We start from the raw sequence: 21,716 nt of genomic DNA on the forward strand, positions 1-21,716 counted from the left end.
CTCGTCGGCAGCGCTGCCACCTAAGCGTCCGGCATGCCCCACAGCGCGTGGTCGAGATCGCCATCCAGGCCGAACCGCGACAACGGCACGCGGCCGTTCTTCACCTCGACGCCTTCGCCACGCAGCAAGCGGGATTGCTCGCGAAAACCGCGGCTGCCCGGTGGCATCGCGATGTGTCCGCTGGAGCGCAGCACGCGATACCACGGCAATGCCATGCCGTCGGGCACCTCGCCGAGCAGCCGGCCGACCAGCCGCGCGCGCCCCGGCAACCCGGCACGCGCCGCGATCGCGCCGTAACTGGCGACGCGGCCGCACGGAATCGCGGCAATGGCGGCGTAGATACGGGCAGCAGCCTCATTCATGGTTCACGCGACGCTAGCGGGGATACGTGGCAGAGTAGCTTCCGACCCTCGCCGACGGAAGCCGCTGCATGCGCCATTTCGAAGCCGTGCGTTCCTATATCGGCAGCCTGCACGAGCTGCGCCAGAACGATCCCTACCTGATCAGCTTCGACCTGAAGTTGTCGCCGGATCGCTATCAGGGCGTCTACCTGGCCGAGCTGGAGGACGAGGCGGGGCTGCGCTACCTGCGGGTTTCCACCCCGATCGGCCCGCTCGCCGGCACCGATCCCATCCGTTGCCTGCGCTTCAACTGGCAGCAGCGCACCGGCTTCCTCGCGGTGGCCGACCTGGATGGCTCACCGTACCTGCATCTGTGCGAAAACCGCCCCTACGAATTCCTCGACCGCGCCGAACTGCAGCGCGTGGTGCGCGAACTGGGCGTGCTCGGCGACCAACTGGAACGGATCATCGCCATCGGCGGCGACTCGCTCTAGAACACCAGCCGGAACAGCACCACCAGCCCGTAGGCCAGCAGCGCGGTGATCGGCAGGGTGAGGATCCACGCCCATACCATGCGCTCGACCACCGACCAGCGGATCGAACTGAAACGCTTGGCCGCGCCCACGCCCATGATCGAGGCGGACACGTTGTGGGTGGTCGACACCGGAATGCCGAACGCCGAGGCGGCAAGGATGACCGCCGCGGAACTGGTCTCCGCGGCGAAGCCGTTGATCGGATGCAGCTTGACCATCTTGTGGCCGAGCGTCTTGATGATGCGCCAGCCGCCGCCGGCAGTACCGGCGGCCATGGTCAGCGCGGAGACCACCTTCACCCACACCGGGATGGCAAACCCGCCGGCGGGATTCTCGGCAATGCGCAGGAAACCGAGCCATTCCGGCAGATGGTCGAACTGGTGCGTGGCGGTGGCGCCGGCCAGCGCCAGCGCGATGATGCCCATGCTCTTCTGCGCATCGTTCATGCCGTGCGCCACGCCCATCGTGCTGGCCGAGAGGATCTGCGCCTTGCCAAAAAATGAGTTGACGAACGGCGTGCGTCCGAAGCGGCGCGACCAACCGTGCCTGTTCGCAAACCAGGCCAGCAGCGCGTACAGCGCGCCCATCAGGAAAAAGCTGATGATGAAGCCCGCCCCCGGCGACAGCACCATCGGGATGATCACCTTGGGAATCACGCCGTGGCCCTTCAGCCAGCCGCCTTCGACCCAGATCACCGAAGCAAAATTGTTGTTCGAAGCGGCAAGCGCAGCGCCCACCAGCGCACCGATCAGCGCATGGCTGGAACTCGACGGCAGGCCCAGCCACCAGGTGATGAGGTTCCACACGATCGCCGCCAGCAGTGCGCAGATCAGCAACTGCGAACTCATGTCGATCACGCCGGCATTGATCAGCCCCGAGGCGATCGTGGCGGCCACCGCCGTGCCCATGAACGCGCCGGCCAGGTTGGTGCCCGCCGCCAGCAACACCGCCTGACCGGGGGAAAGCACCTTGGTCGCCACCACCGTGGCGATCGAGTTGGCGGTGTCGTGGAAACCGTTGATGTAGGTGAAGACGAGCGCGATCACCACCACCGCGATGACGATGCTCATGCGCGGCCCCCGACCATGGACGGGCGGACGCTCGGTGCCGGCGCCGCCGGGCAGTGCGGAATGCGCAGGGTCACGGGCGTGGCCTCAGGAGTTCTTCAGGACGATCGAATAGACGATGTTGCCGACGTCGCGGCACTTGTCGATGGCCTTCTCGATCAGCTCGAACAGGTCCTTGGCCAGCATCGCCCGCATGACGTCGCCGCCTTCGATGTACAGCGTGCGGTACGGCGCCAGCAGCATGCGGTCGCCTTCCGATTCCAGCGCCTGCAGGCGGTCCTGCAACTTTTTCACCGGGTCAATGCGCAGGCCGCGGCGCAGCTCGCCGATCATCTCGGCAACCACCTCGCTGGAACGCTGCAGCACCAGCGTGCGCTGGGCGAAATCCACCCCGGCCAGGCGATCGGCCACGATCTCGTAGCGCTCGGCGAATTTCTCGATGGTCTTGGGGATCTTGTACAGCGCCGAATTCAACGCCTCGATGTCCTCGCGGTCGAGCGCGGTGACGAAGGTGTTCACCAGTTCCTCGCTGATCTGCGCGGCCAGCGCCTTCTCGCGCGCACGGGTGGCGGTGAATGCGGCCATCACCGGACCCTTGTCGGGCTGGGTCAGCAATTCGTGCAGGGCCTTGGCGCTTTCGGAGGCGGTGGCGGCGCTCTGTTCGAGCAGTCCGTAGAACTTGTCGCCTTTGCCGAAAATCGTCTGCAATGAAAACATGCTGGCCATGCCTGAGGGAACGGGATGACGGGAATGTTACAGGACTGTCGTGCTGCTCTGCATCAATGCCCCGCTCTCCCGGGGTGATGCGAAAGCCCCGCAGCCCTTACACTGTACCCATGCACCCTCCCCCGTTACCGCCGCGATGCTGACCGAAATCGCGCTCGTCCTCGTGCTGGCCCTGTGCAACGGCTTCTTCGCCTTGTCGGAGATGGCGCTGGTGGTCTCGCGCAAGAGCCGCCTCAAGCAGATGGCCCGGAACAGTCGCAAGGCCGCAATGGCCCTGCGTCATGCCGAAGCGCCGGAGCACTTCCTGTCCACCGTGCAGGTCGGCATCACCCTGGTGATGCTGATCACCGGCGCGGTCGCCGGCGATGCGCTGGGCGGCCATATCGCCGATGCCCTGCAGGGTGAGCATCTGGCGTGGCTGCAGCCGTACTCGCGGATCATCGGCATCGTGTTCGGCTTCGCGCTGATCTCGTTCCTCCAGATCGTGATCGGTGAACTGGTGCCCAAGCGGCTGGCGCTGGCGGCACCGGAAAAGGTGTCATCGTACGTGGCCATCCCGATGCTGCTGCTGTCGCGGCTGACCGCGCCGTTCGTTTGGCTGCTGAACGCGTCGAGCAACCTGCTGCTGCGCCTGCTGCGGGTCACCCGGCAAGGCAGCGCCGTGGTCACCGAGGAAGAGATCCGCCTGCTGGTCGCCGAGAGCGCCGAACAGGGCGTGCTCGACCCGGACGAACACAACATGGTCAACCGCGTGCTGCGCCTGGGCGACCGCACGGTCGACAGCGTGATGACCCCGCGCATGCGCATCGCCTGGCTGGACATCGCGGCGACCCGCGAGGAGAACTTCGAGGTACTGCGCGAGACCCCGTATTCGTGCTACCCGGTATATCGCGGCGACGAGAGCGAGGTGGTCGGGGTGGTCGAGGTCAAGCGCCTGCTGCGCAGCTTCGCCGAGGGCACCCCGGAGCTGTTCGGCCACCTGGCCAAGCCGTTGTTCGTGCCGGCCACCGCGCGTGCGCTGGACCTGCTGGAAGAATTCCGCGACGCCGAGACGCCGCTGGCGCTGGTGGTGGACGAGTACGGCGACATCGAAGGCGTGGTCACCGTCAACGACCTGCTGGCGGCCGTGGTCGGCGCCAGCCAGATCGGCCACGGCGGCGGCAACGAGGACAGCCCGATCATGCAGCGCGCCGACGGCAGCTGGCTGATCGACGGCAGCCTGTCCACCGACGACCTGCGCGAACTGCTGCAGATCGGCGAACTGCCCGGCGAGGAGGAACACGAATACCGCACCGCCGCAGGCATGGTGATGACCGCCCTCGGCCACATCCCGCAGACCGGCGAGGTGTTCGCCTGGCACGGCATCCGCTTCGAAGTGGTCGACCTGGACGGCGCGCGCATCGACAAGCTGCTGGTCACGCCGGCGCCATCGCTGGAGCTGTCGGACGACGAGCAGTAGGGGCGCACCCTGCGCGCGATGCTCCTGTCGCCATCCCTTCGAGAAGCATCGCGCACGACCGAAGGAAGTCCCTTGTGGGCAAGGTGTGCTCCTGCATGCGGCGCCGCTGAGGGTTACTTGCCGCTGGCCAGCCCCGCCATCCGCTGCGCGTCGGCGAGAATGCCGTGCAGCACGCGCAGCTCGCGCTCGTCTGGCTGCGCACGCTGGAACAGCTTGCGCAGACGCAACATGATCGTGGTGGGTTCGCGGCCCTTGTGGAAGTCGATGTCGTCCAGCGTCTGCGCCAGATGGCGGTAGAACTGCTCCATCTGCGCTGCGTCGGCGGGCGGTTCGTCGTGCGCCGGCGGCGCGACAGGCGGCGCGTCGCCGAGCATCGCCACGCGCAGCTCGTAGGCCATCACCTGCACCGCCTGCGACAGGTTGAGCGAGCTGAAATCGTCCACGCTGGGAATCCGCACCATGGCGTGGCAGCGCGCCAGCTCCTCGTTTTCCAGCCCGGTGCGCTCGTTGCCGAACACCAGCGCCACCTGCTCGCCGCGAGCGGCCGCGGCCAGCACCTGCTGCGCCGCCTCGCGCGGTGAAAGCTCCGGCAGGTTCACCCCGCGCCGACGCGCCGACAGGCCCAGCGCCAGGCTGCTGCCGGCCAGGCCGTCCACCAGATCGGTGTGGATGCCGGCGTTGGCCAGCACGTCGTCCGCGCCGGCGGCGAGCGCATGCGCCTCCGGATCGGGGAAACGATGCGGGCTGACCAGCTCCAGCCGGGTGAAGCCCATCGTGCGGATCGCCCGCGCCGCACTGCCGATATTGCCCGGGTGCGAGGTGCGCACCAGCACGTAGCGGATATGGGCGGCGAGGTCGTGGAGATCGGTCATGCGGGGAGTGGCGTTTTGGCGGCAGGGGCGGACAAGGATAGTGGACACGGGGCGGCTCAGGCCCGCCTCTGCTAGAATCGCCGGCCGCAACCCCGCTCTCTTCCAAAGTCGAAACCATGGCCAGACCACACGTCACGATCGCGGCGCGCGCCGCGCGTTCTGCAGGCAATGTGATCCTGCGCTACATGAACCGCATCGACGGCCTCAACATCGTCGAGAAGCAGCAGATGGACTTCGTCTCCGAAGTCGACAAGCTGGCCGAGGCGGAAATCATCAAGGAACTGCGCCGCGCCTACCCCGACCACGCCATCCTCGCCGAGGAAAGCGGCGCGACCGGCAAGGGTCCGCTGACCTGGGTGATCGACCCGCTGGACGGCACCCACAACTACCTGCGCGGCATCCCGCATTTCTGCGTGTCGATCGCGCTGCTGGAAAAGGGCGTGCCGATCCATGCCGTGGTGTTCGATCCGCTACGCGACGAGCTGTACACCGCCAGCAAGGGCGACGGCGCGTACCTCAACGACCGCCGCATGCGCGTGAGCAAGCGCGAGAATCTCGGCGGCGCGATGATCGCCACCGGCTTCCCGTTCCGCCAGCGCGAGCACCTGGCATCGCAACTGGACATGACCCGCGCCATCCTCGGCCAGGCCGAGGACATCCGCCGCTCCGGCTCCGCCGCGCTCGACCTGGCCTACGTCGCCGCCGGCCGCTACGACGGCTACTTCGAGATCGGCCTGAAGCCGTGGGACATGGCCGCCGGCGTGCTGCTGGTGCACGAAGCGGGCGGGCGCTACTGCGACTTCGCCGGCCGCGACGGCATCCCCGCCAGCGGCAATATCGTGGCAGGCAACCTCAACGTGGCGAAGGCGCTGGTCGACGCGATCGGCCAGCAGGCGACGCCGGGGTTGCTCAAGGCTTAAGTGGTCCGCCGGTCGAAATGAAGGAAGGCGCCTGCGGGCGCCTTCCTCGTTTCAGGGTGTCGCTTCGCGCAAGAAGCCACGCAGAAACGGAATGGTGATCCGCCGCTGCGCTGCCAGCGAGGCCGCATCCAGTTTGTCGAGCAGATCCAGCAGCGCGCCCAGATCGCGCGCATAGCGGGCGAACAGCCAGTCCAGCACGCTGTCGTCCAGTTCGATACCGCGCGCGGCGGCCTGCTCCTTCAGCACGGCGCGGCGTTCGTCGTCGTCGAGTGGCTTGAGTGCGAATTGGGTGCAGGCGCCGAGGCGCGAGCGCAGGTCGGGCAGTTCGATGCCGAGCTGGGTCGGCGTGACATCGGCGGCGAACAACAGTGCGTCGCCTTCGGCGCGGGCGCGGTTGTAGAGGTCGAACAGCGCGTGCTCCGCCTCGCGGTTGCCGGCGATGGCGCCGAGATCATCCAGCGCCAACAGTTCGCTGCCGGCGACGCCGCGCAGGGCGGCGGCGTGATCGGACAAGGTGGCCAGCGGCAGATACTGCACGCGCCGTCCCGCTGCACTGGCCGCCTGGCAGGCAGCCATCAGCAAGTGGCTGCGGCCGCTGCCGCCGGCGCCGTGCAGATAGACCCACGGTGCATCGGGTTGCAGCGCCAGCGCCTGCACCGCGGCCAGCGCGGCGGCATTGGCACCGGCGTGAAAATATTCGAAGCGCTGGCGGCGCGGCCAACGCAGGGCCAGCGGCAACTGCGGGATCATGGCTCGGACCGGTCGTCCCGTGGCGGTTCGACCGTGGCCTCGACGGCGCCATCGCGATGCACGGCGACCTCCACCTCGGCGACCACCGGGTCTTCCGGCCCCGCTTCGTTGTACAGCTCGCTCATGCGATAACGCTCGATCAGGTAACGCAGCAGCACCATGATCACCGACGCGGCCGGCAGGGCCAGCAGCACGCCGAGGAAGCCGAACAGGTAGCCACCGGCCAGCACCGCGAAGATCACCGCCACCGGATGCAGGCCGATCTTGTCGCCGACCAGCTTGGGTACCAGCACGTAGCCTTCCAGCAACTGGCCGATCACGAACACGCCGCAGACCAACAGCACGTGAGTCCAGTCGCCGTACTGCACCAGCGCGGCGATGATCGCGGCGACGAAGCCGATGATGAAGCCCAGGTACGGAACGAAGCTGAGCAGGCCGGCGACCATGCCGATCAGCGGGCCCACGGTCAGCCCGACCACGCCGAGCCCGGCGCCGTAGAACACGCCCAGCGCCAGCATCACCAGCAGTTGGCCGCGCACGAACGCGCCCAGGATCTTGTCCGACTCGCTCGCCAGGTAGGCGATGGTGGGTTGGATCGAGCGCGGCAGCATGCCGTCGATCTTCGCCACCAGCCGATCCCAGTCGCGCAGCAGGTAGAACGCCACCACCGGAATCAGCACCAGGTTGGTCAGCCACATCGCGATGCCGAGACCGCCGCGCGACACCTTGCCCAGCACCACCGAGGCGACGCCGCCGATCGAGCCGATGTGCGCCTTGATCGCGGTCAGCAGGCGGTCGCTGTCGAAGGTGTGCGGGTCCAGATGCAGGCGCGCCTGCAGCCATGGCCACACGGTGTTCTGCGCCCAGTCGCCGTAGCGCGGCAGGTTGCTGACCAGATTCTCGACCTGGCGCGCGATCAGCGGGATCAGCAGCAGCAGCACGCCGACCACCGCCACCATGATCACCACGAAGACGATCGTGGCCGCCCACATCCGGTTCAACCCCAGCCGTTCCAGCCGGTCGGCCAGCGGGTCACCCAGGTAGGCCAGCATGGCGGCCACCGCGAACGGCATCAGCACCGGCGCCAGCAGCCAAATCAGGTAAACGATGACCGCCGTGATGGCAAACATCTGCCAGCGACGCGAGATGTCCTTGTCTTGATTCACTCGGCACACCCCGACCAGGATTGGTTATGCGTTATTTTGAATAGTCCGCACAGGGATGTGCGGGGTTTTGCGAGGGACTCGCACCGTTGGAATAGTCCGCACAGGGATGTGCGGGGTTTTGCGAGGGACTCGCATCCAGTCAATGCAGCCAGCGCAGATTCACATCCGCGCCCGGATGCGGCTCGCCCTGCAGCAGCAGGTGGCCGCCGGCGGCAAGGTTCGCGGCCAGACCGCCCATCGGCACGGAAGCCTTGACGTACAGCAGCACGCCGTCGTTCTGCGCGCCCAGGGTCAGCACCTGCTTCACCGAGGGATCGTCCTGCAGGGTCGCCACCAGGTTCGCGTAGTCCATCGCCGAAGCCAGCCCGCTAACCCACAGCTTGCCCTCGCTGGGGCCGGCGCCGATCACGTTGAGCTGCTTGCCGAGGCGGTCGACCAGGCCGTTGCCGGCGTCGCCGAGCAGCGCATCGGCGCTCGCGCCTTGGCCGTTCCAGCGCTGCGCCTGGCCGCCGGAGATCAGCGTCCAGTCCGCGCCGCCGTCGTGCAACTTGCCGAGCAGCACCAGGCCGGTGTGGTACTGCTGGTTGACCGCCGCCAGTGCGGCCGGATCGGCGGCGGCGACCTTGGCCGGATCCGGCGGATTGCTGTCCGGATAGACCACATTGGTGCCGCGCGCACCGGCCGCTGCGGCCAGGCTGGTCAGCGCCGTCTGGTCGAGCAGGTGTCCATCGCCACCCTGCACCAGCAGCAGCACCGGCGGTTTGATCCCCGCGCTCTGCACGCCCAGCTTCGACACCAGCCGGCGCACCGAGCCCGGCTCGAACTCCACGTCCAGGATCAGCCCGGTCGCGGCGCGCTGGTACTGGAATTTCTGCACCATCGAACCGGCATTGCCCAGTGCGTCGGCATAACCGGCGTTGCTGCGCAGGTCCTGGCCGCCGGCGATCCGCGTCAGCACCTGGCCGAGTGCGCTGGCGAACGCCTGGTCACGCTGGGCGTCGCTGGTGTCGGCAACCGGCACGACCACCGAATACGGCGAGCCGGCGACCTGCGCGCGCAACGGCGGCAGCGCGGCAAAAACCAGCAGCAAGGTGACGATCAACAGACGGGACAGGCGCATGGGTGTGGGCATCTTCAGGGGGAAGCTCACGGGAAGTCTGCCCAATCGCGCCCGCAGCGTCCATCGCAGCCGTCACGAACCCGCCGTCGCCTGCCGGCAACTGCGCCACAAGCTGGTAAACTTGCGCGTTTCACCCACGCCGGTTTTCGCCATGTCTGACGCCCTCACCTACCGCGCCGCCGGCGTCGATATCGATGCCGGCAATGCGCTGGTCGAACGCATCAAGCCGCTGGTCAAGCGCACCTCCCGCCCCGAGGTGATGGGCGGACTGGGCGGTTTCGGCGGCCTGTTCGACTTGAGCGGCCGCTACAAGGAGCCGGTGCTGGTGTCCGGCACCGACGGCGTAGGCACCAAGCTCAAGCTGGCGCAGATCCTGAACCGCCACGACACGATCGGCATCGACCTGGTCGGCATGTGCGTCAACGACGTACTGGTGCAGGGCGCTGAACCGCTGTTCTTCCTCGACTACTTCGCCACCGGCAAGCTGGATGTGGACACCGCGGTGGCGGTGGTCGGCGGCATCGCGAAAGGCTGCGAACTGGCCGGCTGCGCGCTGATCGGCGGCGAGACCGCCGAGATGCCGGACATGTACCCGCCGGGCGAATACGACCTGGCCGGCTTCACCGTGGGCGCGGTGGAAAAATCGCAGATGCTGACCGGCGCGGCGATCGTCGCCGGCGACGTGGTGCTGGGTGTGGCCTCCAGCGGCCCGCACTCGAACGGCTATTCGCTGATCCGCAAGATCCTCGAGCGCGCCGGCAATCCGTTCGACCTCGATCTGGGTGGCGTGGAGCTGGCCGATGCGCTGATGGCACCGACCACGATCTACGTGAAGTCGATGCTGGAGTTGCTCCGCGCGCAGCCGGAACAGATCCACGGCATGGCCCACATCACCGGCGGCGGCCTCAAGGAAAACATCATCCGGGTGGTGCCGGACGGCCTCGGCATCGCGCTGGACGCCTCCGCCATCGTGCTGCCGCCGGTGTTCGACTGGCTGATGCGCGAGGGCAACGTGGCACGCGAGGAAATGTGGCGCACGTTCAACTGCGGCGTCGGCTTCAGCGTGATCCTGCCGCGCGACGCGGTGGCCGGCGCATCCGCGCTGCTGGCGAAACATGGCCTGGCCTGCTCGGTGATCGGCGCCATCGTGCCCGCACAGGGCGACGAACGCGTGCATATCGGCTGAACCGCTCCGTGATAGCCGTACCTGCCAAAGTCGCTGTGCTCGCCTCCGGGCGCGGCAGCAATCTCGCTGCGCTGCTCGACGCGCAGGCGCGCGGCGAGCTGCCGGTCGAGTTCGTGCTGGTCGGCAGCGACAAGGCCAGTGCCGGTGCGCTGCGCCTGGCCGAGGCGGCGAACATCCCCACCCTGGCGCTGGACCCGCGCAGTTATCCGGACCGCCGCGCGTTCGACCTGGACCTGTTCCAGCGCGTCGCCGCCAGCGGCGCCGACTGGCTGGTGCTGGCCGGCTTCATGCGCATCCTCGACGGTGAGGCGCTGCGGCCGTGGGTGGGCCGCATCATCAACATCCACCCTTCGCTGCTGCCGAAGTACCGCGGCCTGCACACGCATCGTCGCGCGCTGGAAGCGGGCGACCGCGAGCACGGCGCCAGCGTGCATTTCGTCACCGCCGAACTGGATGGCGGCCCGGTGATCGCGCAGGCGCGCCTGCCGATCGAAACCGGTGACGACGAGCAGCTGCTGGCGCAACGGCTGCTGCCGCTGGAACACCGGCTGCTGCCCGCGGTGCTGGGGCTGCTGGTCAGCGGGCGTCTGCAATGGGACGGTCAGGCACCACGCTTCGACGACCGGCCGCTGGCGACGCCATTGCGGCTGGGCGACGACGGTCTTTCTCCTTAAAGCCGGTTCAGCCCGGTCTCGGCAGACTCGGCGCATGACTATCCGCCCCCTGCTCGCTCCCTTGCTCGGCCTCGGCCTGCTGCTCGGCGCCCCGGCCGCGCCCGCCGCTACGCCCCCTGCCTTCACCGCCGTCTACGACGTGTCGCAGGGTGGCGCGCCGATGGGCCAGGCCACGGTGAGTCTGCGCGCGGCCGGCAACGGCGAGTGGATCTACAGCAAGGACGTCAAGGGCACCGGCGGACTGGCTGCCCTGCTCGGCGCCAGCGTCACGGAAAGCTCGCGCTTCCGCTGGAAGGGCGACGTGCCCGAGACGATCAGCTACGACTACCAGTTGCAGGCGGCGGTCAAGCAGAAACAGCGCCATCTGGCGGTCGACTGGGCGAAAAAGCAGGTCACCGTCGACGAGGGCAAGGGTCCGCAGAGCTACCCGAGCAGCCCCGGCATGGTCGAGCGCAACACCCTCGCACTGGCGCTGGGCCTGGCCTTGCGCGACGGCAAGCAGCAGGTCGCGCTGCCGGTCGCGGTGCGCCAGGAAGTGCAGGTGCAGAACTTCAAGGTGACCGGCAAGGAAACCGTCAAGGTGCCCGCCGGCAGCTTCGACGCCAAACGGATCGACCGCACCGACGCCGACCGCGGCTTCAGCGCGTGGTACGCCCCCGACCGCTTCCCACTGCCAGTGAAACTGTCACAGCACGACGGCGGCGACATGGTGATGGAGCTGGTGAGCTATAAAGCTGACTGAGCTTTTCATGCGCAACCAGCACAAAAAAGCCCGGCAATGCCGGGCTTTTTGCCGTGCGCGATACAGAGCCGATCAGTTCGGCAGGCGACGGATCTTCGCGCCGAGCACGCCGAGCTTTTCCTCGATGTTCTCGTAGCCGCGGTCGATGTGATAGACGCGATCGACCGTGGTGTCGCCCTTCGCCACCAAACCAGCCAACACCAGGCAGGCCGAGGCGCGCAAGTCGGTGGCCATGATCGGCGCGCCGCTCATCTGCGCGACGCCCTGCACCACCGCGGTGTTGCCCTCGAGGCGGATGTCCGCGCCGAGCCGCTGCAGCTCGTGCGCATGCATGAAGCGGTTCTCGAACACGGTTTCGGTGACCACGCCGGTGCCCTCGGCAACGCAGTTCAGCGCGGTGAACTGCGCCTGCATGTCGGTGGGGAACGCCGGATACGGCGCGGTGCTGATGTTGACCGCCTTCGGTCGACGGCCGCCCATGTCCAGCTCGATCCAGTCGTCGCCGGTGGAGATGTGCGCGCCGGCCTCTTCCAGCTTGGCCAGCACCGCCTCGAGCGTGTTGGCGCGGGCATGCCGTGCGCGCACTTTGCCACCGGTCATCGCCGCGCCCACCAGATAGGTGCCGGTCTCGATGCGATCGGGCAGTACGTCATGCTCGGCACCGTGCAGGCGCTCGACGCCATGGATCACCATGGTCGAGGTGCCGGCGCCCTCGATCTGCGCGCCCATCGCGATCAGGCAATGCGCCAGGTCGACCACCTCGGGCTCTTGCGCCGCGTTCTCGATCACCGTGGTGCCCTGGGCGAGGGTGGCCGCCATCATGATGTTCTCGGTACCGGTGACGGTGACCATGTCCATCACGATGCGGGTTCCCCTCAGCCGCGACGCCTTCGCCTTGATATAGCCGTTCTCGACCGTGATCTCGGCGCCCAGCGCCTGCAGGCCACGGATGTGCTGGTCGACCGGACGCGAACCGATCGCGCAGCCGCCCGGCAGCGATACCTCGGCCTGGCCGAAGCGCGCCACCAGCGGGCCGAGCACCAGGATCGAGGCGCGCATCGTGCGCACCAGGTCGTACGGCGCCACGCAGGTACTGGTGGTGCGCGGGTCGATGTGCATCTTCATGCGGTCGTCCAGCACCAGCTGCACGCCCATCTGGCCGAGCAGCTCGATGAACGTGGTGACGTCGTGCAGGTGCGGCACGTTGCCGATGCTGACTGGCTCATCGGCCAGCAGGCAGGCGGCAAGGATCGGCAGCACGGCATTCTTGGCGCCGGAAATACCGACCTCGCCATGAAGCGGCGTGCCGCCGCTGATCAGGATCTTGGCCATCGGGTGTCCTTCAAACGAAATTTTCTGGGGGAAGTGCGGCAGCACCCATCAGCGGCGCGCCACGGCTTCCTCGGGAGTCAGGGTCTTCAGGGCCAGCGCGTGGATCGCGCCGCCCATCAGCTCGCCCAGCGTGGCATACACCAGCCGGTGCCGCGCCAGCGGCAGCTTGCCGGCAAACTGGCTGGCGATCACGGTAGCCTCGAAATGCACGCCATCGGCCCCGCTGACCTCCACCTGGGCACCGGGCAGGCCATGTTCGATCATCGCCTGGATGCGGGCGGGGTCCATCGGGGAGTGTTCCATGCGGGAGCTCGGGCCAGCCGGCAGCGGATTCCGTCACGGCGGGAATCCATTGCGCTGGCTTATGACGTTAAAATGCGGATATGCCATGGTAATGGAAATCCGCTGGCGCAGAAATGACGGCGGTTCCAGATCGGCCCGAACGGGGCCGCCCGCCATGGCCACACGGGCACCCGCCCGGTTCCTTCATCGAGTCCCCATGAACGCACGCATCGCCCCTCCCGCCCCGATCGACCTGAACCCGGATGCCATCACGCGCAGCGCGCGCACGGTGATCGCCACCGAAGCGGCCGCGGTCGAGGCGCTGGAGGCGCGGATCGGGCCGGCCTTTGTCGAGGCCTGCCGGCTGATCCTGGGCTGCAAGGGCCGCGTGGTGGTCAGCGGCATGGGCAAGTCCGGGCATATCGGGCGCAAGATCGCCGCCACCCTGGCTTCCACCGGCACGCCGGCATTCTTCGTGCATCCGGGCGAGGCCAGCCACGGCGACCTCGGCATGATCCTGCCGCAGGACGTGGTGCTGGCGATCTCCTACTCCGGCGAGACCGACGAACTGCTGCTGATCCTGCCGGTGATCAAGCGCCAGGGCATCCCGCTGATCGCGATCACCGGCCGCCCTGCTTCCTCGCTGGCGACCCAGGCCGACGTGCACCTGGACGGCAGCATCTCCAGCGAGGCCTGCCCGCTAGGCCTGGCACCGACCACCAGCACCACCGTGGCACTGGTCCTGGGCGATGCGCTGGCAATCGCGCTGCTGGAGGCGCGCGGTTTCACCTCGGACGACTTCGCGCGCTCGCACCCGGCGGGCGCGCTGGGCCGGCGCCTGCTGCTGCACATCGGCGACGTGATGCACACCGGCGACGACGTGCCGCGGGTATCGCCCGACGCCAGCCTCACTGCGGCCCTGGTCGAGATGACCCGCAAGCACCTGGGCATGACCGCGGTGGTCGATGCCGAACAGCGCCTGCTCGGCGTGTTCACCGATGGCGACCTGCGCCGCGCGCTGGACGACGAGGGCGTGGACCTGCGCGGTGCCACCGTGGCCGAGTTGATGACCCGCGGCCCGAAGACGATCGGCGCCGACAAGCTGGCGGCGGAAGCGGCGCAGCTGATGGAGAAGTACCAGATCCACGCGCTACTGGTGGTCGACAACGAACAGCACGTGGTCGGCGCACTGAACATTCATGATCTGCTTCGTGCGCGTGTTGTCTGATTCGTCTCGACGAATCAGACAAATCAAACACGCTGCTCTTGATCCTGCTCTCCTAGAATCCCACCCGTGCCCACCAACTACCTCACCAACTTCCCCGTCGACCTCCTGACCCGCGCCGCGAAAATCCGTCTGGCGGTGTTCGACGTGGACGGCACGCTGACCGACGGGCGCCTGTGGTACGGCGAGGACGGCCGCGAGACCAAGGTGTTCCATGTGCACGACGGGCTCGGCCTGAAGCGACTGCAGGCGAACGGCGTGCAGGTGGCCGTCATCACCGCGCGGATCAGCCACCCGGTCGCGCTGCGTGCCGAGGAACTGGACATCGCCCACGTCTACCAGGGCCAGGGCGACAAGCGCGCCTGCCTGCGGGAATTGCTCGATGCGTTGAACCTCACCCCCGCACAGGCGGCCTTCACCGGCGACGACCTGCCCGACCTGCCGCCGATGCGCATCGCCGGGCTGGCGGTGGCGGTGGCGAACGCCCACCCGTGGGTGGTCGAGGCGGCGCATTGGCAGACCACACGGAGCGGCGGCCTGGGTGCGGCGCGCGAGGTCTGCGACCTGATCCTGTACGCGCAAGGCAAGAGCGACGCCGAGCGGGAGCGCTGGCAGTGAGCCTTCGCCGCTACCTGCGCGACCGGCGCCTGCCGGCCGCGACCATCGCCATCGCGCTCGCCGCGGGCGTGGCCCAGCTGCTGTTGTGGTGGTTCGGGCCGGCCCCGAAGACCAGCGATTTCGTCGGTCCGCCGCGCTCCAGCTACACCCTCACCGACGCCCGGATGACCGAATTCAACGCCGCGGGGCAACCTAGCTTCCGCCTGCAGTCGCCGCACCTGGAGCGCCGCGAGGGCGACGACTCGCTCTACCTCAACTCGCCCACCTTCCAGTTGCCGGCCAAGCAGGCCGGCGTGCCGGACTGGCAGGGCCAGTCGCTGTACGGCTGGGTCAACAAGGATGGCAGCCAGCTCAAGCTGCAGGGCCCGGTGGAGATGCACCGGGAAGCGTTCGTCAATGCGCCGGCGGCGCACATCCAGACCGCCGACGTCACCGCGTGGCCGAAGCAGAACCGCCTGGAAACCGCGGCCCCGGCGCAGATGGTGCAAGGCGGCACTAGAATCAGCGGTATCGGCATGCGTGCCGACCTCAACGACAAACACCTGGAGCTGCTCGATGATGTCCATGCCACCTTCCCGCCGCGCAAGCGCTAGGAGCGCGCTCGCAGTAGCAGTCCTCGTCGGCCTGCTTGCGGCCCAGCCGGCGCTGGCCAAGAAGAGCGACCGCCAGCAGGAAATGCACATCGCCGCGAAGAACTTCGACGGCTTCCAGAAGCCGAACAGCGTGAGCACGCTGACTGGCAACGTGGTGATCAGCCAGGGCACGCTGAAGGCCAGCGGCGCCCAGGCCAAGGTGTATTTCGACGCCGACAGCCAGATCAGCCGGGTCGTCATCACCGGCAGCCCGGCCCATCTGGAACAGCTGGACGAGAACAACAACCTGGTGCTCGGCGACGCCGCCACGCTCGACTACGACAACCTCAAGGGCATCGCCGTGCTCAACGGCAACGCCTCGGTCACGCAGAAGGGCCGCGGCGACGCACGCGGCGACAAGCTCACCTACAACACCGAAACCAGCGAGATGACCGGCGAGAGCGCTGGCGACGGCCTGGTCCACATGACCTTCAAGCCCAAGCCGCAACCGGCCGCCCCGGCGCCAGCCAAGAGCAGCCCGGCGCCGCAGGGACAACCGTAACCGATGCTGTCCGCCGAAGGTCTGCAAAAGAGTTTCAAGTCGCGCCAGGTCGTGCGCGATTTCGGCTTCTCGATCCGTGAGGGCGAAGTGGTCGGCCTGCTCGGTCCCAACGGCGCCGGCAAGACCACCTGTTTCTACATGGTGGTCGGGCTGATTGATGCCGATGGCGGCACGATCAAGCTGGACAAGCAGGACATCACCGGGCTGCCGATGCACGCGCGTGCGCGGCTCGGCATCGGCTATCTGCCGCAGGAGGCGTCGGTGTTCCGTCGGCTCAGCGTGGCCGACAACATCATGGCCGTGCTGGAACTACGCGACGGGCTCAACGAACAGCAGCGCTGCGCCGAGCTGGAAAACCTGCTGGACGAACTGAAGATCGCGCACATCGCCGGACAGAAGGGCATCAGCCTGTCCGGCGGCGAGCGGCGCCGGGTGGAAATCGCCCGCGCGCTGGCCGCCAGCCCGCGCTACATGCTGCTGGATGAACCGTTTGCCGGGGTCGATCCGATCTCGGTCGGCGAGATCCAGCGCATCGTGCGGCACCTGAAGGAACGCGGCATCGGCGTGCTGATCACCGACCACAACGTGCGCGAAACCCTGGGCATCTGCGACCGCGCCTACATCCTCAACGAGGGCGAGGTGCTGTCGCGCGGCACCCCGGCGCACATCCTCGCCGACGAGAAGGTGCGCGAGGTCTACCTGGGCCGCGAATTCCGCCTCTGAATTACCTGTCGCGGCCCGCTTCCGCTGCGAACCACGGCTATGGCCGCATCCGCGGGCACGCGTTACGATGGTGGCGCCCCCATTCGACCCGGCTGGTATGAAACCTGCTCTACAGTTTCGCCTCCACCAGCAACTGACCCTGACGCCGCAATTGCAGCAGGCGATACGCCTGTTGCAGCTGTCGCAACTGGAGCTGGAAGCCGAACTGCGGCAGATCGCCGAGAGCAACCCGCTGCTGGAGTTTGCCGACGAGGTCGAGGACGACGAGGCAACCGAGAGCGTCGAGGCCGAAAGCGAATACCCCAGCGCCGAGGCGGTTGCGGCCGGCAGCAATGATGACGGCGAGGCCAGCGAATGGTCGGACGGCGGCGGTGTCGCCGAGGCGCCGATCGACTTTTCCAGCAACAGCGTCGGCAACAGCAGCAGCGGCTCGCGCGGCGACGACGATTTCGAACCGCAGAATGCCGCGCCGGAAACGCTGCAGCAGCACCTGCTGTGGCAGCTCAACCTGGCCTCGTTCAACCCGCGCCAGCACCTGATCGCCACCGTGCTGATCGACGCGCTGAATCCTGCCGGCTACCTGGGCGAAGGGCTGGAGGCGGTGCTCGCCGCCCTGCCCGCCGACTTCAACGCCAGCATCGAAGAGGTCGAGGCCGTGCGCCGCCGGCTGCAGGGCTTCGACCCCACCGGCGTGGGCAGCCTCGACCTGCGCGACTGCCTGCGCGTGCAGCTGGAGCAGTTCGACCCGGATACGCCGCAGCGCGAACTGGCGCTGCGCATCGTCGACGCCGAACTCGACCTGCTCGCGCGCAACGACATTGCCCGCCTGGCGCGGCGCCTGCGCGCCAGCGAGGACGACGTGGCCGCGGCCGCCGTGCTGATCCGCAGCCTCGACCCGCGCCCCGGCGCGGCGCTCGACGCTACCCCGGTGGAATACGTGGCGCCGGACGTCTACGCGCTGCGCGACGGTACCCGCTGGCGGGTCAGCCTGAATCCCGATGCCCAGCCGCGACTGGGCCTCAACCAGCACTACTGCGGCCTGATCGCCAAGGCCCGCGGTGAGGATGCCAGCTGGATGCGCGGCCAGCTGCAGGAGGCGCGCTGGCTGATCAAGAGCCTGGAATCGCGCGCCGAGACCCTGCTCAAGGTCGCCGAGGCGATCGTGCGGCGGCAGAGCGCATTCCTCGACTACGGCCCCGAAGCCATGCACCCGCTGGTGCTGCGCGAGGTGGCCGAGGAAGTGGGCATGCACGAATCCACCATTTCGCGCGTCACCACCCGCAAATACATGCACACCCCGCGCGGCACGTTCGAGCTGAAATATTTCTTTTCCAGCGGCGTCTCCACCGAAGATGGCGGCAGCGCCTCGGCCACCGCGATCCAGGCCATGCTGCGCAAGCTGATCGAGGCCGAGGACGTGCGCAAGCCGTTGTCCGACCTGGCAATCGCCGAGGAGTTGCAGCGCAAGGGCATCCAGGTCGCCCGCCGCACCGTCGCCAAATACCGGGAGGGGCTGCGCATTCCCACGTCCAGCGAGCGCCAGCGCGCCAGCTGATCGCCACCGGAAACACCCGCGGGAACTTGGTTAACGGAAAAGCGCTCCCATACCTGCTAGTAGAGTGATTGACGATGTGCCCGGCCCCTCGGGCCCGGCACGTCCCCCCCGCCGCGAAAAGCGGCACTGCACCACCAGAGGAGGCGCCCCATGCAATTCCAACTCAGCGGCCAGCAGATTGAAGTCACCCCGGCCCTGCGCGACCACGCCACCGCCAAGCTCGACCGCCTCACCCGCCTCGACGACAAATTGAAGAGCCTCACGATCGTGTTGTCACTCGACAAGCTCCAGCAACGCGCCGACGGCACCTTGAACGTGGTCGGCGCCACCTTGCATGCCGAAGCCACCGAAGCCGACATGTATGCCTCGATCGACGTACTGTTCGACAAGCTGGTTGCCCAGCTGCGCAAGTACCGTGAAAAGGTCGCCGACAAGCACCAGCGCGAAGCGCGCGAAGAGCGCCAGTACGGCTGAACCGTCGACTCCGCTGCCATCCGACACGGCCCGCCATGCGCGGGCCGTTCCTTTTCCTGAACACGTCCGTCCGCTCAAGCTGGCACAATGGTCATGCCGTCGCAAAAGCCCGCCGGGGCTCGGCATGCGGCGCAAAGGACCCAGGTTTGGATCGGATCAGCGCACGACAACTCTACGATGGCGTCCACGAACGCATGGCCCTGCGCTGGGTGTCCGGCATGCGCGGGGAATCGCGCGTGCTCGAGCCGGGCGCGGCGCAGGCGCGCCGGCCGTCGCTGATCGGCTACCTCAACGTCATCTACCCGAACAAGATCCAGATCATCGGCTCGGAGGAGCTGAACTTCCTCGACGGACTGGACTCGCGCCAGCGCTGGGAGGTGATGCACAAGATCGCCGCCTACCAGCCGGTGGCGCTGATCGTGACCAAGGACCAGACCGTGCCGGCCGACCTGCGCGAAGTGGCCGAGGAAACCAACACGCCGCTGTGGATCAGCCCCAAGCGCGGCCACGAACTGCTGACCTACCTGCAGTACCACCTGGCGCGCATGCTGGCGGCCAGGACCACCCTGCACGGCGTGTTCCTGGAAGTGTTCTCGATCGGCGTGCTGATCACTGGCGAAGCCGGCTCCGGCAAGAGCGAGCTGGCGCTGGAACTGATCAGCCGCGGCCACCGGCTGGTCGCCGACGACGCCACCGAATTCACCCTGATCGCGCCGGACGTGATCGACGGCAGCTGCCCCGAGCTGCTGCAGGACCTGCTGGAAGTGCGCGGGCTGGGCGTGCTCAACGTGCGCGAGATGTTCGGCCACATGTCGGTCAAGACGTCCAAGTACCTGCGCCTGGTGGTCCACCTCAAGCCGTTGCGCGACGGCGAGGTCAACCTCGGCGACAGCGGCGACGCGCTGACCCGCCTCACCGGCGACATCGGCCACCGCGAGATATTCGACGTGCAGGTGCCGATGATCACCATTCCGGTAGCCTCGGGCCGCAACCTGGCGGTGCTGGTCGAGGCCGCCGTGCGCAGCCACGCGCTGAAGAGCAAGGGCATCGACCCGGCGCAAACCTTCATCGACCGCCAGGCGCACCAGCTGCGCCGGCTGCCCCCATGGTGAATGCATGAGCGACAACCACACCCCCCCCACTCCGCTGGTCGACCCGCACGAGATTCACCTGATCGTACTGACCGGCATGTCCGGCGGCGGCAAGACGGTGGCGCTGCGCGCGCTGGAGGACCTGGAGTTCTACTGCGTCGACAACCTGCCCTCGGTGCTGCTGCCGCAACTGGTCAACGCAGCCACCAGCGGTGACCGCCGCGGCCGGCCGCGACGCATCGCGGTGGGCGTGGACGTGCGCAACCGCGGCACCGATTTCGCGCACATGCCAACCGTGCTGTCGGAACTGGCCGCGGCCGGCGTGCAGGTGCACCTGATTTTTCTGGATTGCCGCGACGAGGTGCTGATCAAGCGCTATTCGGAAACCCGCCGCCGTCATCCACTCGCCACCCGCGGCGTGTCGCTGGCCGACGCGATCGTGGAGGAACGCCGGCTGCTGCGCCCGCTGATGGCGATCGCCGAGAAGGTGATCGATTCCAGCGAGCTCAACGTGCACCAGCTGCGCCGGCTGGTCGCCACCGGCTACGCGCAGGCTACCGAAGGGCTGACCCTGATGTTCCAGTCGTTCGCGTTCAAGCGCGGGCTGCCGCTGGACGCGGACTTCGTGTTCGACGCGCGCTGCCTGCCGAATCCGCACTGGCACCCGCACCTGCGTCCGCTGTCGGGCAAGGATGCACCGGTGCGCGAATTCCTCGACGCCGAGCCGCTGGTCGGCGAATACTTCATCGACACCGCGCGCTGGCTGGACGCCTGGCTGCCGCGCTTCGAGCAGGACGACCGCAGCTACGTGACCATCTCGATCGGCTGCACCGGCGGCCGCCACCGTTCGGTCTACCTGGTCGAGAAGCTCGCCGCGCACTATCGCGACCGTCGCGAAGGCGTGCTCACCTTCCACCGCGAGCTTGAGTGATGACGACGACTCCTGCAAACACCTTGGATCGCCGGCCATGAGCGTCGGCGTGCTGCTGATGACCCACGAGGCGGTCGGCCACGCGCTGATCTCCGCCGCGCATCACGTGATGCCGAAGATGCCGCTGCGGGTGGCTGCGGTGGAAGTGCCGCCCAGCGCCGACCCCGACGTCATGCGCACGCTCACCGCGCACCACGCGCGCGAACTCGACACCGGCGACGGCGTGCTGATCCTGGCCGACCTGTACGGCGCCACGCCGTGCAACATCGGTCTGTCGCTGGGCGCGCTCGGCGTGCATCTGCGCTGCGTCTCCGGCCTCAACCTGCCGATGCTGCTGCGCGTGCTCAACTATGCGGAAAAACCACTGGACGAACTGGCCGAGATCGCGGCCAGCGGTGGCCGCGGGGGAATCTTCATCGACCATGCTTGAAAAGGAGATCGTCATCACCAACCGGCTGGGTCTGCACGCCCGCGCCTCGGCCAAGCTGGTACAACTGGTACAGGGCTTCAAATCCACCGTGTGGCTGGTCAGCAAGGGACGCGAGGTCAACGCGCAAAGCATCATGGGCGTGATGATGCTGGCCGCCGGCCTCGGCAGCCCGCTGACTGTCCGCGTCGACGGCCCCGACGAGGAGTCCGCACTGACCGCGGTGGTCGCGCTGTTCGAGCGCAAGTTCGACGAGGGAGCATGACTGGCATGGGAATCGGAGTTCGCGATTCGCGATTCGGCAAACCCGGCAGCATGGAGCTGGCGGTGAACTGCCAGCCCGTGCGCGCGCTGCTTCTACCGAATCC

The 21,716-nt window shown here is 67.7% G+C and carries 26 protein-coding genes; 17 read left to right on the plus strand and 9 right to left on the minus strand.

Annotated features, from left to right (window positions below):
* Nucleotides 1–20: 20 nt before the first annotated feature.
* Nucleotides 21–362 (minus strand): MGMT family protein, encoded by a 342-nt coding sequence (locus ABD024_RS12975; protein ID WP_343853324.1) that lies wholly within the window; start codon nt 360–362, stop codon nt 21–23.
* Between the two features lie 68 nt (nt 363–430).
* Here ABD024_RS12975 and ABD024_RS12980 point away from each other — a divergent pair, with 68 nt between their 5' ends.
* A complete protein-coding gene (locus ABD024_RS12980) occupies nt 431–835 on the plus strand; it encodes a hypothetical protein (RefSeq protein ID WP_343853326.1) in 405 nt (134 codons plus the stop codon).
* On the opposite strand, the gene ABD024_RS12985 is transcribed toward ABD024_RS12980, so the two are convergent.
* Nucleotides 832–1,944, minus strand: a complete 1,113-nt coding sequence (locus tag ABD024_RS12985) for an inorganic phosphate transporter (RefSeq protein ID WP_343853328.1) — start codon at nt 1,942–1,944, stop codon at nt 832–834. The two genes, ABD024_RS12980 and ABD024_RS12985, sit on opposite strands and share 4 nt — an antisense overlap.
* 84 nt (nt 1,945–2,028) lie before the next feature.
* On the minus strand, nt 2,029–2,658 hold the full coding sequence (locus tag ABD024_RS12990) for a DUF47 domain-containing protein (protein ID WP_343853330.1): 630 nt from the start codon (nt 2,656–2,658) through the stop codon (nt 2,029–2,031).
* 145 nt (nt 2,659–2,803) lie between these two features.
* Here ABD024_RS12990 and ABD024_RS12995 point away from each other — a divergent pair, with 145 nt between their 5' ends.
* The gene (locus tag ABD024_RS12995; protein WP_343853332.1) at nt 2,804–4,126 is read left to right on the plus strand and encodes a hemolysin family protein; all 1,323 of its coding nucleotides are present in this window, start codon (nt 2,804–2,806) and stop codon (nt 4,124–4,126) included.
* Between the two features lie 113 nt (nt 4,127–4,239).
* On the opposite strand, the gene ABD024_RS13000 is transcribed toward ABD024_RS12995, so the two are convergent.
* Nucleotides 4,240–4,998, minus strand: coding sequence for an RNA methyltransferase (locus ABD024_RS13000; protein ID WP_343853334.1), 759 nt, complete (start codon nt 4,996–4,998; stop codon nt 4,240–4,242).
* Between the two features lie 116 nt (nt 4,999–5,114).
* On the opposite strand from ABD024_RS13000, the gene ABD024_RS13005 reads away from it, so the two are divergent.
* Complete coding sequence (locus tag ABD024_RS13005; protein ID WP_343853336.1) at nt 5,115–5,918, plus strand: inositol monophosphatase family protein; 804 nt, start codon at nt 5,115–5,117, stop codon at nt 5,916–5,918.
* A 51-nt stretch (nt 5,919–5,969) separates the two neighbouring features.
* Here ABD024_RS13005 and hda read toward each other — a convergent pair whose 3' ends face one another.
* From hda to ABD024_RS13020, 3 genes are all read right to left on the minus strand, one after another.
* A complete protein-coding gene (gene hda / locus ABD024_RS13010) occupies nt 5,970–6,668 on the minus strand; it encodes a DnaA regulatory inactivator Hda (RefSeq protein ID WP_343853338.1) in 699 nt (232 codons plus the stop codon).
* A complete protein-coding gene (locus tag ABD024_RS13015) occupies nt 6,665–7,834 on the minus strand; it encodes an AI-2E family transporter (protein WP_343853340.1) in 1,170 nt (389 codons plus the stop codon). The genes hda and ABD024_RS13015 overlap by 4 nt, the downstream gene beginning before the upstream one ends.
* Nucleotides 7,835–7,973: 139 nt before the next feature.
* Nucleotides 7,974–8,954 (minus strand): DUF2066 domain-containing protein, encoded by a 981-nt coding sequence (locus ABD024_RS13020; RefSeq protein WP_343853342.1) that lies wholly within the window; start codon nt 8,952–8,954, stop codon nt 7,974–7,976.
* 151 nt (nt 8,955–9,105) lie between these two features.
* On the opposite strand from ABD024_RS13020, the gene purM reads away from it, so the two are divergent.
* The 3 genes from purM to ABD024_RS13035 are packed head-to-tail and all read left to right on the plus strand — an operon-like array spanning nt 9,106 to nt 11,556.
* The gene (gene purM / locus ABD024_RS13025; protein WP_343853344.1) at nt 9,106–10,140 is read left to right on the plus strand and encodes a phosphoribosylformylglycinamidine cyclo-ligase; all 1,035 of its coding nucleotides are present in this window, start codon (nt 9,106–9,108) and stop codon (nt 10,138–10,140) included.
* 8 nt (nt 10,141–10,148) lie between these two features.
* Entirely contained in the window at nt 10,149–10,814 is a 666-nt protein-coding gene (gene purN, locus ABD024_RS13030) for a phosphoribosylglycinamide formyltransferase (RefSeq protein ID WP_343853346.1), read from the plus strand.
* Nucleotides 10,815–10,848: 34 nt separating this feature from the next.
* A complete protein-coding gene (locus ABD024_RS13035) occupies nt 10,849–11,556 on the plus strand; it encodes a DUF3108 domain-containing protein (RefSeq protein WP_343853348.1) in 708 nt (235 codons plus the stop codon).
* Between the two features lie 72 nt (nt 11,557–11,628).
* Here the strand turns inward: ABD024_RS13035 and murA are convergent, their stop codons facing one another.
* Nucleotides 11,629–12,888, minus strand: a complete 1,260-nt coding sequence (murA, locus tag ABD024_RS13040; RefSeq protein ID WP_343853350.1) for a UDP-N-acetylglucosamine 1-carboxyvinyltransferase — start codon at nt 12,886–12,888, stop codon at nt 11,629–11,631.
* Nucleotides 12,889–12,936: 48 nt separating this feature from the next.
* Entirely contained in the window at nt 12,937–13,176 is a 240-nt protein-coding gene (locus tag ABD024_RS13045; protein WP_343854697.1) for a BolA family protein, read from the minus strand.
* 211 nt (nt 13,177–13,387) lie between these two features.
* On the opposite strand from ABD024_RS13045, the gene ABD024_RS13050 reads away from it, so the two are divergent.
* The 11 genes from ABD024_RS13050 to ABD024_RS13100 all read left to right on the plus strand — a co-directional run bounded on the left by ABD024_RS13050 (nt 13,388) and on the right by ABD024_RS13100 (nt 21,613).
* Nucleotides 13,388–14,398: a KpsF/GutQ family sugar-phosphate isomerase gene (locus tag ABD024_RS13050; protein ID WP_343853352.1), complete on the plus strand. Its 1,011-nt coding sequence runs from the start codon at nt 13,388–13,390 to the stop codon at nt 14,396–14,398.
* 66 nt (nt 14,399–14,464) lie between these two features.
* Nucleotides 14,465–15,013, plus strand: a complete 549-nt coding sequence (locus ABD024_RS13055) for a KdsC family phosphatase (protein WP_343853354.1) — start codon at nt 14,465–14,467, stop codon at nt 15,011–15,013.
* Nucleotides 15,010–15,606 carry an LPS export ABC transporter periplasmic protein LptC gene (gene lptC / locus ABD024_RS13060; protein ID WP_343853356.1) on the plus strand — a complete coding sequence of 199 codons (597 nt, stop codon included), beginning with the start codon at nt 15,010–15,012 and terminating at the stop codon, nt 15,604–15,606. The genes ABD024_RS13055 and lptC overlap by 4 nt, the downstream gene beginning before the upstream one ends.
* Nucleotides 15,569–16,147 (plus strand): lipopolysaccharide transport periplasmic protein LptA, encoded by a 579-nt coding sequence (lptA, locus tag ABD024_RS13065; RefSeq protein WP_343853358.1) that lies wholly within the window; start codon nt 15,569–15,571, stop codon nt 16,145–16,147. Before lptC ends, lptA begins: the two co-directional genes overlap by 38 nt.
* A gap of 3 nt (nt 16,148–16,150) precedes the next feature.
* Complete coding sequence (gene lptB / locus ABD024_RS13070) at nt 16,151–16,870, plus strand: LPS export ABC transporter ATP-binding protein (protein WP_343853360.1); 720 nt, start codon at nt 16,151–16,153, stop codon at nt 16,868–16,870.
* 97 nt (nt 16,871–16,967) lie between these two features.
* Nucleotides 16,968–18,425, plus strand: coding sequence for an RNA polymerase factor sigma-54 (locus ABD024_RS13075; protein ID WP_343853363.1), 1,458 nt, complete (start codon nt 16,968–16,970; stop codon nt 18,423–18,425).
* Between the two features lie 150 nt (nt 18,426–18,575).
* Nucleotides 18,576–18,899 (plus strand): ribosome hibernation-promoting factor, HPF/YfiA family, encoded by a 324-nt coding sequence (gene hpf / locus ABD024_RS13080; protein WP_343853365.1) that lies wholly within the window; start codon nt 18,576–18,578, stop codon nt 18,897–18,899.
* Between the two features lie 146 nt (nt 18,900–19,045).
* Entirely contained in the window at nt 19,046–20,011 is a 966-nt protein-coding gene (hprK, locus tag ABD024_RS13085; RefSeq protein WP_343853367.1) for an HPr(Ser) kinase/phosphatase, read from the plus strand.
* A 4-nt stretch (nt 20,012–20,015) separates the two neighbouring features.
* The gene (gene rapZ, locus ABD024_RS13090) at nt 20,016–20,921 is read left to right on the plus strand and encodes an RNase adapter RapZ (protein ID WP_343853369.1); all 906 of its coding nucleotides are present in this window, start codon (nt 20,016–20,018) and stop codon (nt 20,919–20,921) included.
* A 37-nt stretch (nt 20,922–20,958) separates the two neighbouring features.
* Nucleotides 20,959–21,351, plus strand: coding sequence for a PTS sugar transporter subunit IIA (locus ABD024_RS13095; RefSeq protein ID WP_343853371.1), 393 nt, complete (start codon nt 20,959–20,961; stop codon nt 21,349–21,351).
* Entirely contained in the window at nt 21,344–21,613 is a 270-nt protein-coding gene (locus ABD024_RS13100) for an HPr family phosphocarrier protein (RefSeq protein WP_343853373.1), read from the plus strand. Before ABD024_RS13095 ends, ABD024_RS13100 begins: the two co-directional genes overlap by 8 nt.
* Nucleotides 21,614–21,716 lie beyond the last annotated feature (103 nt).

Source organism: Rhodanobacter soli (genome assembly GCF_039523495.1).
GTDB lineage: Bacteria > Pseudomonadota > Gammaproteobacteria > Xanthomonadales > Rhodanobacteraceae > Rhodanobacter > Rhodanobacter soli.

Coding starts and splice junctions, on each gene's coding strand:
- ABD024_RS12975 (WP_343853324.1), bottom strand. CDS start 362: ATGAATGAGGCTGCTGCCCGTATCTACGCCGCCATTGCCGCGATTCCG.
- ABD024_RS12980 (WP_343853326.1), top strand. CDS start 431: ATGCGCCATTTCGAAGCCGTGCGTTCCTATATCGGCAGCCTGCACGAG.
- ABD024_RS12985 (WP_343853328.1), bottom strand. CDS start 1,944: ATGAGCATCGTCATCGCGGTGGTGGTGATCGCGCTCGTCTTCACCTAC.
- ABD024_RS12990 (WP_343853330.1), bottom strand. CDS start 2,658: ATGTTTTCATTGCAGACGATTTTCGGCAAAGGCGACAAGTTCTACGGA.
- ABD024_RS12995 (WP_343853332.1), top strand. CDS start 2,804: ATGCTGACCGAAATCGCGCTCGTCCTCGTGCTGGCCCTGTGCAACGGC.
- ABD024_RS13000 (WP_343853334.1), bottom strand. CDS start 4,998: ATGACCGATCTCCACGACCTCGCCGCCCATATCCGCTACGTGCTGGTG.
- ABD024_RS13005 (WP_343853336.1), top strand. CDS start 5,115: ATGGCCAGACCACACGTCACGATCGCGGCGCGCGCCGCGCGTTCTGCA.
- hda (WP_343853338.1), bottom strand. CDS start 6,668: ATGATCCCGCAGTTGCCGCTGGCCCTGCGTTGGCCGCGCCGCCAGCGC.
- ABD024_RS13020 (WP_343853342.1), bottom strand. CDS start 8,954: ATGCGCCTGTCCCGTCTGTTGATCGTCACCTTGCTGCTGGTTTTTGCC.
- purM (WP_343853344.1), top strand. CDS start 9,106: ATGTCTGACGCCCTCACCTACCGCGCCGCCGGCGTCGATATCGATGCC.
- ABD024_RS13035 (WP_343853348.1), top strand. CDS start 10,849: ATGACTATCCGCCCCCTGCTCGCTCCCTTGCTCGGCCTCGGCCTGCTG.
- murA (WP_343853350.1), bottom strand. CDS start 12,888: ATGGCCAAGATCCTGATCAGCGGCGGCACGCCGCTTCATGGCGAGGTC.
- ABD024_RS13045 (WP_343854697.1), bottom strand. CDS start 13,176: ATGGACCCCGCCCGCATCCAGGCGATGATCGAACATGGCCTGCCCGGT.
- ABD024_RS13050 (WP_343853352.1), top strand. CDS start 13,388: ATGAACGCACGCATCGCCCCTCCCGCCCCGATCGACCTGAACCCGGAT.
- lptA (WP_343853358.1), top strand. CDS start 15,569: ATGATGTCCATGCCACCTTCCCGCCGCGCAAGCGCTAGGAGCGCGCTC.
- lptB (WP_343853360.1), top strand. CDS start 16,151: ATGCTGTCCGCCGAAGGTCTGCAAAAGAGTTTCAAGTCGCGCCAGGTC.
- ABD024_RS13075 (WP_343853363.1), top strand. CDS start 16,968: ATGAAACCTGCTCTACAGTTTCGCCTCCACCAGCAACTGACCCTGACG.
- hpf (WP_343853365.1), top strand. CDS start 18,576: ATGCAATTCCAACTCAGCGGCCAGCAGATTGAAGTCACCCCGGCCCTG.
- rapZ (WP_343853369.1), top strand. CDS start 20,016: ATGAGCGACAACCACACCCCCCCCACTCCGCTGGTCGACCCGCACGAG.
- ABD024_RS13095 (WP_343853371.1), top strand. CDS start 20,959: ATGAGCGTCGGCGTGCTGCTGATGACCCACGAGGCGGTCGGCCACGCG.
- ABD024_RS13100 (WP_343853373.1), top strand. CDS start 21,344: ATGCTTGAAAAGGAGATCGTCATCACCAACCGGCTGGGTCTGCACGCC.